Annotated in this window: 16 protein-coding genes; 14 read left to right on the forward strand and 2 right to left on the reverse strand. The window is 67.6% G+C overall.

What is annotated here, in order from left to right:
* Positions 1-33 precede the first annotated feature (33 nt).
* Positions 34-819: a flagellar basal-body rod protein FlgG gene (gene flgG, locus TMO_RS05525; RefSeq protein WP_014744615.1), complete on the reverse strand. Its 786-nt coding sequence runs from the start codon at positions 817-819 to the stop codon at positions 34-36.
* 48 nt (positions 820-867) lie between these two features.
* Positions 868-1,587, reverse strand: a complete 720-nt coding sequence (gene flgF, locus TMO_RS05530) for a flagellar basal-body rod protein FlgF (RefSeq protein ID WP_041605536.1) — start codon at positions 1,585-1,587, stop codon at positions 868-870.
* A gap of 387 nt (positions 1,588-1,974) precedes the next feature.
* On the opposite strand from flgF, the gene TMO_RS05535 reads away from it, so the two are divergent.
* The 14 genes from TMO_RS05535 to TMO_RS05600 all read left to right on the forward strand — a co-directional run bounded on the left by TMO_RS05535 (position 1,975) and on the right by TMO_RS05600 (position 14,715).
* Positions 1,975-2,538, forward strand: coding sequence for a flagellar basal body-associated FliL family protein (locus tag TMO_RS05535; protein WP_041604843.1), 564 nt, complete (start codon positions 1,975-1,977; stop codon positions 2,536-2,538).
* A 55-nt stretch (positions 2,539-2,593) separates the two neighbouring features.
* Positions 2,594-3,700, forward strand: a complete 1,107-nt coding sequence (gene fliM, locus TMO_RS05540; RefSeq protein ID WP_014744618.1) for a flagellar motor switch protein FliM — start codon at positions 2,594-2,596, stop codon at positions 3,698-3,700.
* The gene (locus TMO_RS29130) at positions 3,697-4,290 is read left to right on the forward strand and encodes a DUF6468 domain-containing protein (RefSeq protein WP_014744619.1); all 594 of its coding nucleotides are present in this window, start codon (positions 3,697-3,699) and stop codon (positions 4,288-4,290) included. Before fliM ends, TMO_RS29130 begins: the two co-directional genes overlap by 4 nt.
* A gap of 83 nt (positions 4,291-4,373) precedes the next feature.
* Complete coding sequence (locus TMO_RS05550; protein ID WP_014744620.1) at positions 4,374-5,189, forward strand: MotE family protein; 816 nt, start codon at positions 4,374-4,376, stop codon at positions 5,187-5,189.
* Positions 5,190-5,212: 23 nt separating this feature from the next.
* A complete protein-coding gene (locus TMO_RS05555; protein WP_014744621.1) occupies positions 5,213-5,599 on the forward strand; it encodes a response regulator in 387 nt (128 codons plus the stop codon).
* 49 nt (positions 5,600-5,648) lie between these two features.
* Positions 5,649-6,311 (forward strand): protein phosphatase CheZ, encoded by a 663-nt coding sequence (locus TMO_RS05560; protein WP_014744622.1) that lies wholly within the window; start codon positions 5,649-5,651, stop codon positions 6,309-6,311.
* A 50-nt stretch (positions 6,312-6,361) separates the two neighbouring features.
* On the forward strand, positions 6,362-7,024 hold the full coding sequence (locus TMO_RS05565; RefSeq protein WP_014744623.1) for a flagellar motor protein MotB: 663 nt from the start codon (positions 6,362-6,364) through the stop codon (positions 7,022-7,024).
* Positions 7,021-7,770, forward strand: coding sequence for a flagellar motor protein MotB (locus TMO_RS05570; protein WP_014744624.1), 750 nt, complete (start codon positions 7,021-7,023; stop codon positions 7,768-7,770). The genes TMO_RS05565 and TMO_RS05570 overlap by 4 nt, the downstream gene beginning before the upstream one ends.
* On the forward strand, positions 7,767-10,931 hold the full coding sequence (locus tag TMO_RS05575) for a hypothetical protein (protein ID WP_014744625.1): 3,165 nt from the start codon (positions 7,767-7,769) through the stop codon (positions 10,929-10,931). The genes TMO_RS05570 and TMO_RS05575 overlap by 4 nt, the downstream gene beginning before the upstream one ends.
* 140 nt (positions 10,932-11,071) lie before the next feature.
* Positions 11,072-12,049: an RsmD family RNA methyltransferase gene (locus tag TMO_RS05580; RefSeq protein ID WP_014744626.1), complete on the forward strand. Its 978-nt coding sequence runs from the start codon at positions 11,072-11,074 to the stop codon at positions 12,047-12,049.
* Between the two features lie 3 nt (positions 12,050-12,052).
* A complete protein-coding gene (locus TMO_RS05585; RefSeq protein ID WP_014744627.1) occupies positions 12,053-12,880 on the forward strand; it encodes a TrmH family RNA methyltransferase in 828 nt (275 codons plus the stop codon).
* Positions 12,881-12,904: 24 nt separating this feature from the next.
* Positions 12,905-13,165 (forward strand): hypothetical protein, encoded by a 261-nt coding sequence (locus tag TMO_RS05590; RefSeq protein WP_014744628.1) that lies wholly within the window; start codon positions 12,905-12,907, stop codon positions 13,163-13,165.
* Positions 13,166-13,258: 93 nt separating this feature from the next.
* Positions 13,259-13,885: a TetR/AcrR family transcriptional regulator gene (locus tag TMO_RS05595; protein WP_014744630.1), complete on the forward strand. Its 627-nt coding sequence runs from the start codon at positions 13,259-13,261 to the stop codon at positions 13,883-13,885.
* Between the two features lie 65 nt (positions 13,886-13,950).
* Positions 13,951-14,715, forward strand: a complete 765-nt coding sequence (locus TMO_RS05600) for an SDR family oxidoreductase (RefSeq protein ID WP_014744631.1) — start codon at positions 13,951-13,953, stop codon at positions 14,713-14,715.

A 14,715-nucleotide genomic window follows, 5' to 3' on the forward strand; every position in this document is an offset into this window, starting at 1 on the left:
GGTAACGGAAGAGGCGGAAGAGGAAGGGGGCGATCAGCGCAGCTTGGTGACGGTGGAGTACATCTCGTCCGAGGCGGTGATGACCTTCGAATTCATCTCATAGGCCCGCTGGGCGGTGATCAGGTTGGTGATTTCCTTCACCGGGTCGACGTTCGAGCGCTCGATATAGCCCTGCAGCAGGGTGCCGTAGCCGGCGGTACCGGGCACGGCATTGGCGGGCTCGCCCGAAGACGGCGTCTGGGCGAAGAGGTTATTACCCAGTGCTTCCAGGCCGCCCTCGTTCGGGAAGATGGTCAGTTCCAGCTGGCCGACATTCTGCGGATCCACCTGGCCGGCCAGCTTCACCTGCACCTCGCCCGTCGGGTTGATCGAGATTTCGGTCGCCTCGGCCGGGATCACGATCTGCGGCTGAACGGTGAAGCCGTCGGCGGTGACGATCGCGCCCTGGGGCGACAGCTGGAAAGAGCCGGCGCGGGTATAGGCGTCGTCGCCATTGGGCAGCGCCACCCGGAAATAGCCGTCACCCTGGATCGCGAGGTCGAGCGGGTTGTCGGTGACCTCCAGCGGGCCCTGCAAGGTGATGCGGTAGACCGAAGCGGTGCGCACGCCGAGACCGATCTGCACGCCCGACGGCACGATCGTGCCCACATCCGACGAGGCGGAGCCCACGCGGCGCTGGTTCTGGTAGAGCAGATCCTGGAATTCCGGGCGCCGCACCTTGTAGCCGGCGGTGTTCATGTTCGCGATGTTGTTCGCGATCACGTCGACATTGGTCTGCTGGGCGACCATGCCGGTGGCTGCGATGCTGAGCGATCTCATCTGCCTGGCCTCTCTCTTCCGATCCTGTACGTCCTGGGGTCAGCCGGCTCAGGCCTGACGGAGAATGCGCTCGACGGCGCGGCGCTGGTTGTCGTGTTCGGTGTCGATGACGTTCTGGGCGGCCTCGAAGGCGCGCAGCAGCGTCATCATCCGGGTCATCTCCACCACCGGCTGGACGTTGGAGCCTTCGATCATGCCCTGCACGACCTTGGGCTCGTCAATGTCCTGCGGCTGCGAGTCGGTGGCATAGAGGCCCGACTGGGTCTTGCGCAGCAGGTATTCGCTTTCGAAATTCACCACCCGGATCTGCGCCACCGGGCCCGCATCCGTTGCGACCGTGCCGTCGGTACCGACCCTGATCGGACCGTCGTTCAGCGGCACGGTGATGGTACCGCCGCCCGCCGCCGTGACCGGGTCGCCGGTCACGCTCACCAGCCGGCCGTCGACATCGGTCGAGAACTTGCCGTTGCGGGTGTAGCGGGGGCCGAAGGGGGTCTCGACCTGGAAATAGCCGTCGCCCTCGATCATCACGTCCAGCGGTGCGCCGGTCTCGATCGGCCGGCCCTGGGCCAGGTTGCGGACGACGGCGACGTCGCGGGCGAAATGGGTCTTGGGCGCATCGGACGGGTCGTGGAGGAAGTCGGTGAACATCATCCGCTCGCCGCGATAGGCCGTGGTCTCCGCGTTGGCGATGTTGTTCGCCACCAGCTCCAGCTCGCGGGCCATCGTCATCTGACGCGACAGGGCGACATAACTGGTGTTCTGCATCGGATCGGCCTCGAAACGCTTTGCTGCCGGCATCCCGGCGGGGTCGCTGAACCTCTATGCAGATGGCGTGCCAAACTCGTAACTTATTGAAAGATATGAAATTTGATGAATGGATCTGCGGCAGGAAGCCGACTCGGCCCCTGCCGGGCGGCAGGATCTGCGGGTCGACCGCCGGCCGGTCCGGAAAAAATTGCCGGTTCGTGGTGCAGCGCAAGAGCTTGTTAACCGTGTTCCGATTAGGGTACGGCTGAACGGTGGAGAGGACGGCCGCACCTGCGGATCGGACTGCACCGGGGCTTGCAGCTCCGTCAGAGGCGGACGATCTCGTATATCAGAGGCACGTGCCCGGATCTCCGACGGGACGGACAGAAGCGGGAAGCTTGGAAGATGGCTGACGAGGCAGTCGGTATGGACGGCGAGGGCGAGGGGAAGAAGAAGGGCGGCAAAAAGCTGATCCTTTTCATCCTGCTCCCCCTTCTGCTGATCGGCGGTGGCGGAGCCGCTGCCTTCCTGACCGGCATGATAGGTGGCGGCGGCGAGGAAGCGGCTCATGCGGAGGGCGATGCGGCCGGGCACGGCGCAGCGGCCGCCGCAGGCGGCGGCCATGGCGCGGCCCCGGCCGGCCAGCAGGCCCGCGATCCGCTGACCGCGGTGTATTACGATCTCCCCGAAATGCTGGTGAACCTGAACACCGGCGGCAAACGTGTGAGTTTCCTCAAGCTGAAGGTTTCCCTCGAACTCCAGAAGCAGGAAGATACGCCCCTGGTCGAAAAAGTGCTGCCGCGCATCATCGACAGCTTCCAGGTCTATCTGCGCGAGATGCGCGTCGAGGATCTGAGCGGGTCTGCCGGCATCTACCGCCTCCGCGAGGAGCTGCTCGACCGGGTGAATGTGGCGGCCCGGCCTGTCGTGGTGAACGACGTGCTGTTCCGCGAGATGCTCGTCCAGTAGGCGGCGGGCGGCGGGGCCCCGGCCACGCCGCCTCTGCCGGAAGGAGACCAGGTCCATGGCCGATCCCAACGACGAAGACGGCAGCCCCGACGAAGACGCCATCGCCGCCGAATGGGAAGCGATGATGGCGGCCGAGGGCTCCGGCGAGGGCGGCGGCGATCAGGGCGATGTCGATGCGCTCTTCGCCGAAGAGGGCACGCGTGCGCTCAGCCAGGACGAAATCGACAGCCTGCTGGGCTTCGACCAGGGGGATGAGGGCGACGAGGAACGTTCGGGCATCCGGGCGATCATCAACAGCTCGCTGGTCTCCTACGAACGTCTGCCGATGCTGGAGGTCGTGTTCGACCGCCTGCAACGGCAGATGACCACCTCGATGCGTAACTTCACCTCGGACAATGTCGAAGTCTCGCTCGACAGCACCTCGTCGATCCGCTTCGGCGACTATCTGAATTCGATCCCGCTGCCAGCGATGATCGCGGTGTTCAAGGCCGAGGAATGGGACAATTACGGCCTGGTCACCGTCGACAGCTCGCTGATCTATTCGATCGTCGACGTGCTGTTGGGTGGCCGGCGCGGCACCACGATCATGCGGATCGAGGGCCGACCCTATACGACCATCGAGCGCAACCTGGTCGAACAGATGATCCGGGTGGTGCTGAACGACCTGTCCGCGGCCTTCGATCCGTTGAGCCCGGTGAACATGAAGTTCGAGCGGCTGGAGACCAACCCCCGCTTCGCGACCATCGCCCGCGGCGCCAATGCCGCGATCGTGGCACGGTTCCGGGTGGATATGGAGGATCGCGGCGGGCGACTGGAGATCCTGATACCCTATGCGACCCTGGAGCCGGTGCGCGAGCTGCTGCTTCAGATGTTCATGGGCGAGAAGTTCGGTCGCGATACGATCTGGGAGACTCATCTCGCTCAGGAGCTGTGGTATACGAACGTGACCGTCGAGGCTCTGCTCGACGAACAGACCCTGACCCTGGGCGAGGTGATGAGGTTCAAGGTGGGGACCACCCTGAAGCTGAATGCACGGCCGAATTCCGATGTGCTGGTGCGCTGCGGCAGTGTGCCGCTGGCGCGCGGCCGTCTGGGGCGGGTTATGGATAACATCGCGGTCCAGCTCAAGGACAGCGTGCGCAAGTCGAAGATGACACGATGAGCTTCAGCCTGGGCATGATTCTCGACGTGACGCTGGTGGTGCTGCTCGGTGCCACCATCGGCTATTGCGTCGCCCTGCACCGGCGCCTGGGGGAGCTGCGTGCCGCCCAGAGCGAGCTGCCCAAGCTGATCGACAATTTCATCGAAGCCACCCGTCGGGCGGAGGCCGGCATCGCCGGGCTGAAGGCGGCGAGCGCCGCCACCGCCGACGAGATCGGGCCCAAGCTCGGCGAGGCGCAGGTGCTGCGTGAGGATCTGGCCTTCATGATCGACCATGGCGGCAAGCTGGCCGACCGGCTGGAAGCCGCTGTCCGGGTGGCGCGGGTGGAAGCCCAGAGCCGTGCTGCCGCCCCCCTGGCGGCCGCACGGCCCGAGTCTGCCGAGCGGGGCGGGCCTGCCGAGCGGAGCGGGCCGGCGCGGCGCAACGGCGCCGCCGAGCCCCTGGCCCATGATTTCGACGACGAGGACGACGACCGGCCGTTGCGCGCGGAGCGGCCGGCGACGGCACCGGAACCCGCACAGCCGCGCGCCCAGCGCAGTCGCGCCGAAACCACGGCCGCGATCCTGCGCATGCTGAAGGGGGGTGACTGATGGCCTCTCTGATCCGCAGGCGGCGGACGACGGCGCCTGCACCACACGCCGCTGCCGCGAACCCGAGGCCGAGTGTTGCCGCCGTGCAGCGCCGCTCGGGCCCGCTGGGCCTGCGTTTGCTGCCGGCGACGATCTTCGTGGCGGCATTGATGCTGTCGGTGCGCGTGGTCGACATTTTCGACGGCCGGGATCCGGCGGTGGAGATCGGTGTCGGCGGCGCGCCCGCCGAGGCCCAGGCCGTGCCGCCGACCCCGCCCGAGGGCAAGCCCGGCACCGAGGGGGGCGCTGCCCCGGCTGAGGCCGCGCCGGCCCAGCCTGCCGCGACCGAGCCTGCACCGGCACCCGACCGTCCGATCGCGACCGATGCCTTCCGCACCCCCGACGTCCCGTCGGGGAGCGAGGGGTCCGAGCCGATCGACGTGAGCAAGCTGACCCGCGGCGAGGTGGCCGTGCTGCAGCGCCTGTCCGAACGTCGCCGCGAGCTTGACGAACGTCAGTCCCGGGTCGACGAGCGCGAGCGGCTGCTGGCGGCGATGGAGACCCGCATCGACGACAAGATCGCCCAGCTCCGTTCCATCCAGACCGAGATCGAGTCCCTGCTCGGCAAGGTCAGCGAGGCACAGGAGAGCGAATATCAGCGCCTGGTCCGCATCTACGAGGCGATGGAGCCCGAAGATGCCGCCCGGATCTTCCAGGGCCTGGACCTGCCGGTGCTGATGCAGGTGATGGAACGTATGAAAGAGCGCCGCACCGCGCCGATCCTGGCCCAGATGGACCCGGTCCGCGCACGTGAGGTGACGACGGAACTCGCCGAGCGGCGCAAGCTGCCGCCCGGCGCGGAAGGTGCAGTGGAGGGCGGGACGCTCGCAACCCCGGCTGCTCCCGGAAACGGCAACTGAAGAACGAACGGAGTTGGACCCTAATGAGTGTCGACCTCAACATGCCGATCCTGATCGTCGACGATTACAAGACGATGCTGCGGATCATCCGTAACTTGCTGAAGCAGCTCGACTTCGTGAACGTCGACGAGGCGACCGACGGCGGCATGGCCCTGCGCAAGCTGCGCGAAAAGAAGTATGGGCTGGTCATCTCCGACTGGAACATGGAGCCGATGACCGGTCTCCAGCTGCTCAAGGAAGTGCGCAAGGACGTGAAGCTGAAGGACACCCCCTTCATCATGATCACGGCCGAAAGCAAGACCGAGAACGTGCTGGCGGCCAAGGAAGCCGGCGTGAACAACTACATCGTGAAGCCGTTCAACGCCGAGACGCTCAAGTCGAAGCTTGTTGCGGTCCTCGGGCCGTTCTGATTTCAGGCGGGTTCCGGTCCTTTCGCAGGCTCATCGGGAGCACCGTGCTATGAACGTCAAAGGCAATCTGCGTGCCGACCTGCAGCAGCGTATCGATACGCTGCGTGCCGAACGCGGCGAGAACGTGCAGCTCTCGGAAGTGACCGAAGTGGTCGAGGCGCTGCTCGGCACGATGGATGGCGACATCACCGCCCAGGAGCTGCAGCTCTATGGCGAACTGAACGAACTCGCGACCTACATCCAGCGCGCCAAGCTCGAAATCGCCGAGCTGAGCCCGCATGAGATCCGGACCGATCACATTCCGTCGGCCACCGACGAGCTGGATGCCATCGTGGGTGCGACCGAGGTTGCGACCAGCAACATCCTGGATGCAGTCGAGACCATCGAGAACGTGCTGGATGGCCTGGAAGGCGAGGCGGCCGACCGGATGCGCGATCAGGTGACCCGCATCTACGAGGCCTGCAACTTCCAGGACGTGACCGGTCAGCGCATCGGTAAGGTCGTCAAGACGCTGAAGTATATCGAGATCAAGATCGACGCCATGATCTCGGTCTTCGGCGATATGGGCGAGGCGGAGAAGGCCCCGGCCGACCCGTCGCACAAGACCTGGAAGGACGTGGTCTCGCGCGTCGACGACGATCAGACCCTGGAAGGGCCGGCGTCGAACGACGATGCGATCCGCCAGGAAGACATCGACGCGCTGTTCGATTGAGACCAGAGGCTCAGATGCTGCGATCGGCGGGAAGCTGAGGGAGACGGGGAATGGAGGATGAGGCGCCACGCCCCAAGCGGCGGCACGCCGACGGCAACGTGGCCCTGTATCTGGGGCTCTACCTCATTCTCCTGTCCTTCTTCATCATGCTGAACGTGATCTCCAAGGTCAGCGAAGAGAAGGTTCAGTCGACGGTCGACAGCCTGCAGTCGACCTTCGCCTCTTCGACCGCCACCGATGGCCGGCTCGACCGGATCGCGATCCTCTATGGCCCGGGCAATATCTCGGAAGCCTTCCGCACAGCCCTGTTCGAACTGCTGCAAGCGGCGATCCCGCGCGCCCGGGTGCAGGCCTTCGACAATGGCAATGTGCTGCAGGTGCGCGTGCCGATGGACGAGGTCTTCACCGAGGGGGAGCCCCGGGTGCGGCCGCGGGTTTCGGACCTGCTCGACCGGGTGAGCGATCTGCTCTCCACCCGCGGGCCCGAGGTGCGCGAAGTGACCTTTGGCCTGCCCCGCGGCCCGGGCGGTGATGTCGACCGGCAATCCCTGCTCCGCGCCGGGGTGCTGGCCCGCACCGCCGTCGCCTTCGGCATGCCCGAACGGATCCTGGCAACCGGTGTCGGCGACCACAGGGACCCCGAACTGGTGATCGAGTTCCGGGCAGGCTCTCCGCCGCAGATCGACACCGAAGGTGCGGGAGGCGCGCGATGAGCGGTGTCGACGATCAGACAGGTGCCGAGGACGGTCCGGTCCATGGTGAGCCCGCCAAGGCCGACTGGATGTACACGTTCGCCGATCTGGTCTCGCTGCTGCTCACCTTCTTCGTGATGCTGTTCGCCATGTCCTCCCTTCAGGACGACCGTTTCCAGGAGATCGCAAGCTCGCTCGGCGCGCGGCTGAACCTGACCCAGGCGGTGCCGGCCCCCCGGCCCTCGGCCTCGGTCGACATGCCGAGCGTGCTGATCCCGCGGGCGGTGGATCTGGATTATCTGCGCCGGATCATGACCACCAAGCTGGCCCAGCTGCCCATGGCGGAACGGATCCCGGATCTGGAACTGCGGCGTGAGAACGGCCGGGTGGTGCTGTCCCTGCCGGCCGACAGCCTGTTTCCGCCTGGCAGCGCCGATCTGGTGCCGGGGGCGCGCCGGGTGCTGTTCCTGCTGGGTGAAAGCCTGTCGGTTTTCGCCAACCGGGTGAGTGTCGAGGGCCACACCGATCCGATCCAGATCCAGAACGACCGCTATCCGTCCAACTGGGAACTGTCGATCGATCGTGCCGCTTCGGTCGCACGGGCCTTGCGCCAGAGCGGGTACACGAAGACGATAGCGGTCTATGGTCACGGGTCTTCGCGGTTCGACGATGTCGATATCCGCCTGCCCAGGGCCGAACGCTATGCGAAGAGCCGGCGGGTCGACGTGCTGATCGACGAACCGGAAGCGGAGGGCTTCGGATCGTGAGGGATCTGAAGGGAGGGTGTGGGCCCGTAACGCGGCTGACGGTCGCGCTGGCGGTGGCGGCGGGGTTGTGCCTGCCGTCGATGCCTCCCCGTGCCTTCGCCCAGCAGGCGCCTGCCGCCGCCGCGGCCCGGCCGGATGGGGCGGCCGCGCAAACCCTGCCGTCCATCCGCGTGCGCACCGGCCTGCATCCCACGTTCGGCCGCATCGTCTTCGACTGGACCGGCCGTGTCGGCTATGAAGTGAAGGTCGAGGGCAATGCCCTCACCATTGTCTTTCAGGAACCGGTGACGATCGACGTCACCGATGTGCCGGTGCGCCTTGGCCGCTATGTCGCAGCGGCCGCGGTTGAGACCGGCAATGGTCGCACTGCGGCGGGTTTTACCGTCAAGGCCGATGCCCGCATCCGCCATTTTTATGTCGGCAATCGCGTGGTGATCGACATCTACGAACCCGCCGATGCCGCGGCACGTGCCGCCGGGCGGGAGCCGATCGCCGACATCGCGACCCTGGTAGGCGAGAGCCCGGCCCCAGCGACGCCGACACCACCGACGCCGGCGCCTGCCATGCCCGACGGGCCGGTGCCGCCGGTTCAGATCCAGACGGCGCCGGGTGCGACGCCGGGCGGTGCCGGGACCTCGGGAACCACGCCGGCGGCGCCCGCTGCCCCCAGCCCTGCGACGCCTGCCCCTGCCGGTGGCCTGCCGGGCCTGCTGCCCGGTTTTCAGGCCGGCTCCGGCAGCACCGAGGCCTCGGGTGTCACGATCATCACCACGCCCGCCGATCGCGGTGTGGTGATCGATTTCGACTGGGGCGGCAATGCCCCGGCCGCGGTGGTGTTCGAAGCTTATGATGCCATCTGGATCGCCTTCGACCGGCCGGCCAATGTCGTCACCGAAAGCCTGACCGGGCCGTCGGCGGGGCAGATCGAACGGGTGCTGGTGGTCGACAATCCCGACCGGGCGCTGGTGCTCCGGCTCGACACCCGGCCGGGGCTCCGGCCGCACGTCCGCCGCGACGAGGGGATCTGGCGGGTGCGGCTGCTGGAAGACGCCCCCTTGCCCAACCAGCCGCTGACGGTGGCCGGCGGCACGACCGGCGGGCTGGTGGTGGATGGCAGCGACGGTGCAGCACCGCTCAACGTCACCGACCCCGTCTCGGGCATCCACATGATTCTGGTGCCGATCCGCGCGTCGTCGCGCGGGGTGGTACCGGCCCGGAAATTCGTGCCCTTCGAGCTGCTGGAAACGGCGCAGGGCGTCGCGATACGGCCGCGGCCGGATACCCTGCCGGTCGCCAGCCGCCGCGACGGTGTGGAGATCGGCGGTGGTGGCGGCCTGCCGATTTCGGCCGAGGCACTGGCGCCGGCCGCCTTGCCGCCGGCTCCGGCGGCCCCGGTGCAGGAGGCCGATACCGAGGCGGCCCGGCTGATGACTGAAATGGCGATCGGCGGCCGCGATCCGTTCGATTTCGCCCGCTGGGTGCGCACCCCCGATCTGATCACCGAGACCCGCCAGGCCCTGCAGCAGGCGATCGTGTCGGTGGCGCCGCCATTGCGCACCGGACCGCGGCTGACGCTGGCCCGCTTCCTGCTGGCCAACGGCTTCGCGGCCGAGGCGGCAGGGGTGATCGAAACCGCGATCGCCCTGGAGCCGGGCATTGCCGATCGGGTGGATGTGGTGGCCCTGAAGGGGGCGGCGGCCTATATGCAGGGGCATTACGACGAGGCCGAGACCGCTTTCAACGATCCGCGCTTCGACCAGGATCCCGGCTATGCGCTGTGGCGCGCGGCGGTGGCGGCCGGGCGGGAACGCCATCAACAGGTGGGCGAGTATGCCTCGGGCGGCGTGAAGGTGCCGGCCGATTTCCCCGAAGCACTCAGGGTGCGGATGCTGGTCCAGATCGGACAGTCGGCGCTGACCAGCGGCCGGCTGGAAATCGGCCGCGAGATCCTGGACAATCTGTCGTCGATGAACCTGTCGCCGTCCGATCGGGCGATGACCGACTATCTGTCGGGGCTGGCCGACAAGGCGGCCGGCAATCCCGAGGCGGCCATCCAGCGCTGGCGCGCCATTGCCGATCAGGGCATCGATCGCAAGGTCTCGGTTCTGGCCCGTCTGGCGCAGATCCAGACTGAGGTGGAGACCGGCGCGATCACCGCATCCGACGGGGCGGCCGCGATCGACAAGCTGCGCTTCGACTGGCGCGGCGACGAGATCGAGCTGCACATGCTGCAGCTTCTGGGCGAGATGCACGAGAAGGCCGGCAACTACCATGATGCGCTCGCCGCCTGGAAAGAGGCCGTGACCTATTATCCCGACGCCCCGCAATCGGCGGCGCTGGCGAAGCGCATGAGCGACACCTTCTCGTGGCTGTTCGTCGATGGCGGCGCTTCGAAACTGGCGCCGCTGGATGCGCTGGCCCTGTTCTACGACTATCGCGAGCTGACCCCGGTGGGCGAACGCGGCGACGAGATGATCCGGATCATGGCCGACAAGCTGGCCGCGGTCGATCTGCTCGACGAAGCCTCGGAACTGCTCCGCCATCAGGTCGCCTTCCGGCTGAGCGGCGCCGATAAGTCGCGGGTGGGCGCCCGGCTGGCGTTGATCCGCCTGCTGGACAACGACCCCGCCGGTGCACGCCAGGCCCTGCAGGACAGTGTCACCGCCGACATGACCCCGGCGCTGGTCGAACAGCGCCAGCGGCTGGAGGCACGGGCGCTGGCCGATCTGGGCGAATATCCCGGCGCCTTCGCGGCGATCCAGGGGGATGACGGTGCCGAAGCCCGTCGGCTGCGGGCCGAATTCAACTGGGCCCAGGAGAAATGGGGCGATGCGGCCACCGCCTATCGCCATGTCATCGAGCCGGTGCTGAACAGCCCCGAGGCTCGGGTCGACGACGTCACCGCGCGCGAGGCGCTGAAGACCGCGGTTGCCGCCGTGCTGGCCGGCAATGACGAGTTGCGCCGCGAGCTGCGCCAGAAGCTGGGCCAGCGCATGGCCGGCACCACCGTCGCCGGCGCCTTCCGTTTCGTGACCGACCCGATCGCACGGCCGGAAAGTGCCGATTTCCGCGCGGCGCTCTCGCAGGTCGGCAGCTATGAGAGTTTCCTGGCCGCCTATCGTCAGCAGGTCGCGACCCAGCGCCTCAGCACGATCAACTGATCGGGGCGCGTCCCCTTGATCCCGGCTGCCGCTTTGCGGTTCCGTCTGCCGCGGCGAGGCTTTAGGATGCGCGCCTCCGGTCCCGGGCCGTCTGCCGCCGGGATCGCATGTCCTGTCCCTGCCGGAGCTTCGTCCGCATCTTGTCCGCGCCCGCCGATCCGTCCCGCAATCCCGCCTGGCCCCGGCCTGAGCTGATGATCACCGAGGGCTGGGCCGATTACGCCCTGCTCGACAGCGGTTATGGCCGCAAGCTGGAGCGCGCCGGTCGGATGACCGTCATCCGTCCCGAGCCCCAGGCAATGTGGAGCCCGGCGCTCGACGAGGCGGCGTGGGAGCGGGCGGATGCGATGTTCGATGCCGACCGGACATCGGAAGACGAGGGCGGCCGCTGGCGCTTCGCCCGCGGCGACATGCCCGAGACCTGGCCGATGACATTCGAAGGCGTGGGCTTCCTCGGCCGGTTCACACCCTTCCGGCATCTGGGCTTCTTCCCCGAGCAGGCGACGCAATGGGCCTGGATGCTGCCACGTATCCGCGCGCGGGTCGCCGCCGGCGGCCCGCCGCCGCGGCTGCTCAACCTGTTCGGCTATACCGGCGTCGCCTCGCTGCTGGCCGCCTCTGCCGGGGCAGAGGTCGTGCACGTCGACGCCTCGAAAAAGGCGATCCATCAGGCGCGCGAGAACCAGGCGGCTGCCGGTCTCGATGATCTGCCGATCCGTTGGCTGGTGGAAGATGCCCGCCGCTTCCTGGCGCGCGAGGTCCGTCGCGGCAACACCTATGACGGCATTCTGCTCGATCCGCCCAAATACGGCCGCGGCCCCAAGGGCGAGGTCTGGAAGCTGTTCGACGATCTGCCGCCGATCCTTGCCGATGTCGCGGCCGTGACCGCCCCCGATGCCATGTTCGTGATCCTGACCGCCTATGCCACGCGCCTCACCTCGGCGGCGCTGGCCGGGTTGATGACCGAAACCATGGGCCGGCTGCAGGGGCGGGTGTTCTGCGGCGAGATCGCCACGGCCGAACTCTCGGCCGGCCGGGTGCTGCCCACCGCGCTCTTCGCCCGCTGGATGTCCGATACGGCGCTGATGGCCGAGCCCGCCGCCCTTCGCGGAGCCTGAGACATGACCTTCGAAATCGATGCGAGGCCGGTGAGCAGCCTGTCCAATCCGGCGGTGAAGCGGCTGGCCGGGCTGCACCTGAAGAAGAACCGCGAGGCGACCGGCCTGTTCCTGGTCGAAGGGTTGCGGGCGGTGATCGAAGGCGTGGAACTGGGCTTCACGCTGGAGGAGGTGGTCTTCGTCGACCGGCTGCGCGATCTGCCGCCCGGGCGGCGGCTGGCGAAGCTGATCGCCGGCACCGGCGCCCGTGCGTTGGAGGTGACACCCGAGGTTCTGGTCAAGATCGCCCGGCGCGACAACCCGCAGACCGTGATCGGCGCCTTCCGCCGCCGGGAATTCACCCTGGCCGACGTCCGGCCCGAACCCGGTGCGCTGTGGGTGGTGCTGGAAGGGATCAAGGATCCCGGCAATCTGGGCACGGTGCTGCGCACGCTGGATGCAGTGAAAGGAGCCGGGGCCATCCTGGTCGGCGACACCTGCGACCCCTGGTCGGTGGAAGCGGTTCGTGCAACCATGGGTTCGCTGTTCGTGAACCGCATCGTGCGTGCCCCGATGGCGGCCTTCCTGGACTGGCGCCGCGGCTGGACCGGCACGGTGGTGGGAACCGCGCTTACCGCGGCGGTGGATTACCGCCTGGTCGACTACCGGCCGCCGCTGCTGCTGATGATGGGCAATGAACAATCGGGCCTGCCGCCCCAGATGGTGGGGGCCTGCGACCGGACGGTGAAGATTCCGATGCTGGGTCGGGCCGACAGCCTCAACCTTGCGGTATCCACCGGCATCATGCTTTACGAGGTCGTGCGCTGCCGCCAGCCGCTGGCAGAAAGCTGACCGGGCAAGCGGAAGGACCAGCAGATGACCGAGGCCGCCACCAGCCGCGCCTTTGCGGCCCTGGCCCTGCCTGGGGCGATCGATCTTCTGACCGCTGCCGCCGAAGGCCGGCCGCTCGGGCCCTCGGCGGTGCGGGATGCCTTGCTGGATGCCGGGCTGCTGGTCGGGGCGGAAGACGGCGGCTTCAGGCCGGCGCGTGCGGTGCTGCTTGACCTCGCCGATCTGATCACGACGCCGCTGACGGCGGGGCAGGATCCCGGTTTCGCCATTCCACGAATGGGTTAGCCCAGAAATCGACCGCGGTGTCGCAGCTGCTTGACCGCTTGAGACGACCGGTCATATTGTTCGATCAATCCTTCCGCCCCCGGGGTGACTGCCATGCCGCGAACCAAGGACAGCGCCGACATTCCGAACCGTCTCCTGAAGGCGGGGCGCGATCTGTTCTGGCGCGACGGCTATAACGCCACCGGCATCCTGCAGATCACCGAGACCGCGGGCGTGCCAAAGGGCTCGTTCTACAATCACTTCCCCAGCAAGGAAGCCTTTGCGGTCGCGGTGATCGGCCAGTATGGCGACCATCTGCAACGGTCCTGGGATGCGATGGTCGCCGCCGCCCCGCCGGGGGCGCAGGCCACCATCGCCCATGTCTTCAACGAGATGATCGCCTGGCACGAGCGCGCGCCCGACCGGCCCGGCTGCCTGATGGGCAATCTGGCGGCCGAGATCACGCTGTCGAGCGACTTGTGTCGCGAGGCGCTGCAGACGGCGCATCTGGCCTGGCGCGGCCGTCTGGTCGGGCTGATCCGCGAGGGGCAGGACAAGGGGGAGCTGCGCCGCGATCTGCCGGCCGGGCTGCTGTCGGGGCTGATCTGGGATGCCTGGGAAGGCGCGCTGCTGCGCATGAAGCTGGAACGCTCGGCGGAGCCCGTGCGGCAAAGCATGACATTGCTGCTGGGGCAGCTGCTCTGGCCCCATCATCAGGCCGACCCGCATCGGGCCGCCTGACGCATCACAACGACAAGACGGCCATAACGACAAGACGGCCATAAGGACAAGACGGGAGGAACGGGATGACGCAGCGCCTGTCAGGCAGGGCCGCGCTGGTGACCGGCGGCGGTGCCGGGATCGGTCGTGCCACCGCACTCGCTTTTGCCCGCGAGGGCGCGCGGGTCTGTGTCGCCGATATCGATGCCGCCGCCGCCGCGGCGACGGCGGACGAGATCACGGCCGGCGGTGGTGAGGCCTTCGGGCTGGCGGCCGATGTCCGCCATGGCGATCAGGTGAGCCGGATGGTGGCGGAGGCGGTGGCACGCTTCGGCCGACTGGACATCGCCTTCAACAATGCCGGCATAGAGATCGAAACCGGCCCGCTGGTGCGCAGCGACGACGAGATCTATCAGCACCTGATGGACGTGAACGTCAAGGGCGTGTGGCTGTGCATGAAGCACGAGCTTGCGCATATGCTGGATCGTCCGGGCGGCGGGGCGATCATCAACACCGCCTCGGTGGCCGGGCTGGTCGGCGCGCCGGGCCGTGCGCTCTATGCTGCCAGCAAGCATGCGGTTCTGGGCATGACCAAGAGTGCGGCGGTGGAGAACGGCCGCAAGGGTATCCGCATCAATGCGGTCTGCCCCGGGGTCATTCGCACCGAGATGATGGCCCGGGCGGTGGAGCGCCGGCCCGATCACGAGCCGCTGATGGCCGCCATGCACCCGATCGGCCGGGTGGGGGAGGCAGAGGAGATCGCCAATGCGGTGGTCTTCCTCGCCTCGGACGACGCGGCCTTCGTTCTGGGCCATGCCCTGACGGTCGATGGCGGCATGACCGTGATCTGA

The sequence above is a fragment of the Tistrella mobilis KA081020-065 genome, assembly GCF_000264455.2.
GTDB lineage: Bacteria > Pseudomonadota > Alphaproteobacteria > Tistrellales > Tistrellaceae > Tistrella > Tistrella mobilis.

Bases quoted from the DNA above. Each gene is read 5' to 3' on its own strand.
- flgG (WP_014744615.1), bottom strand. From the start codon at position 819: ATGAGATCGCTCAGCATCGCAGCCACCGGCATGGTCGCCCAGCAGACC.
- flgF (WP_041605536.1), bottom strand. From the start codon at position 1,587: ATGCAGAACACCAGTTATGTCGCCCTGTCGCGTCAGATGACGATGGCC.
- TMO_RS05535 (WP_041604843.1), top strand. From the start codon at position 1,975: ATGGCTGACGAGGCAGTCGGTATGGACGGCGAGGGCGAGGGGAAGAAG.
- fliM (WP_014744618.1), top strand. From the start codon at position 2,594: ATGGCCGATCCCAACGACGAAGACGGCAGCCCCGACGAAGACGCCATC.
- TMO_RS29130 (WP_014744619.1), top strand. From the start codon at position 3,697: ATGAGCTTCAGCCTGGGCATGATTCTCGACGTGACGCTGGTGGTGCTG.
- TMO_RS05555 (WP_014744621.1), top strand. From the start codon at position 5,213: ATGAGTGTCGACCTCAACATGCCGATCCTGATCGTCGACGATTACAAG.
- TMO_RS05560 (WP_014744622.1), top strand. From the start codon at position 5,649: ATGAACGTCAAAGGCAATCTGCGTGCCGACCTGCAGCAGCGTATCGAT.
- TMO_RS05565 (WP_014744623.1), top strand. From the start codon at position 6,362: ATGGAGGATGAGGCGCCACGCCCCAAGCGGCGGCACGCCGACGGCAAC.
- TMO_RS05570 (WP_014744624.1), top strand. From the start codon at position 7,021: ATGAGCGGTGTCGACGATCAGACAGGTGCCGAGGACGGTCCGGTCCAT.
- TMO_RS05585 (WP_014744627.1), top strand. From the start codon at position 12,053: ATGACCTTCGAAATCGATGCGAGGCCGGTGAGCAGCCTGTCCAATCCG.
- TMO_RS05590 (WP_014744628.1), top strand. From the start codon at position 12,905: ATGACCGAGGCCGCCACCAGCCGCGCCTTTGCGGCCCTGGCCCTGCCT.
- TMO_RS05595 (WP_014744630.1), top strand. From the start codon at position 13,259: ATGCCGCGAACCAAGGACAGCGCCGACATTCCGAACCGTCTCCTGAAG.
- TMO_RS05600 (WP_014744631.1), top strand. From the start codon at position 13,951: ATGACGCAGCGCCTGTCAGGCAGGGCCGCGCTGGTGACCGGCGGCGGT.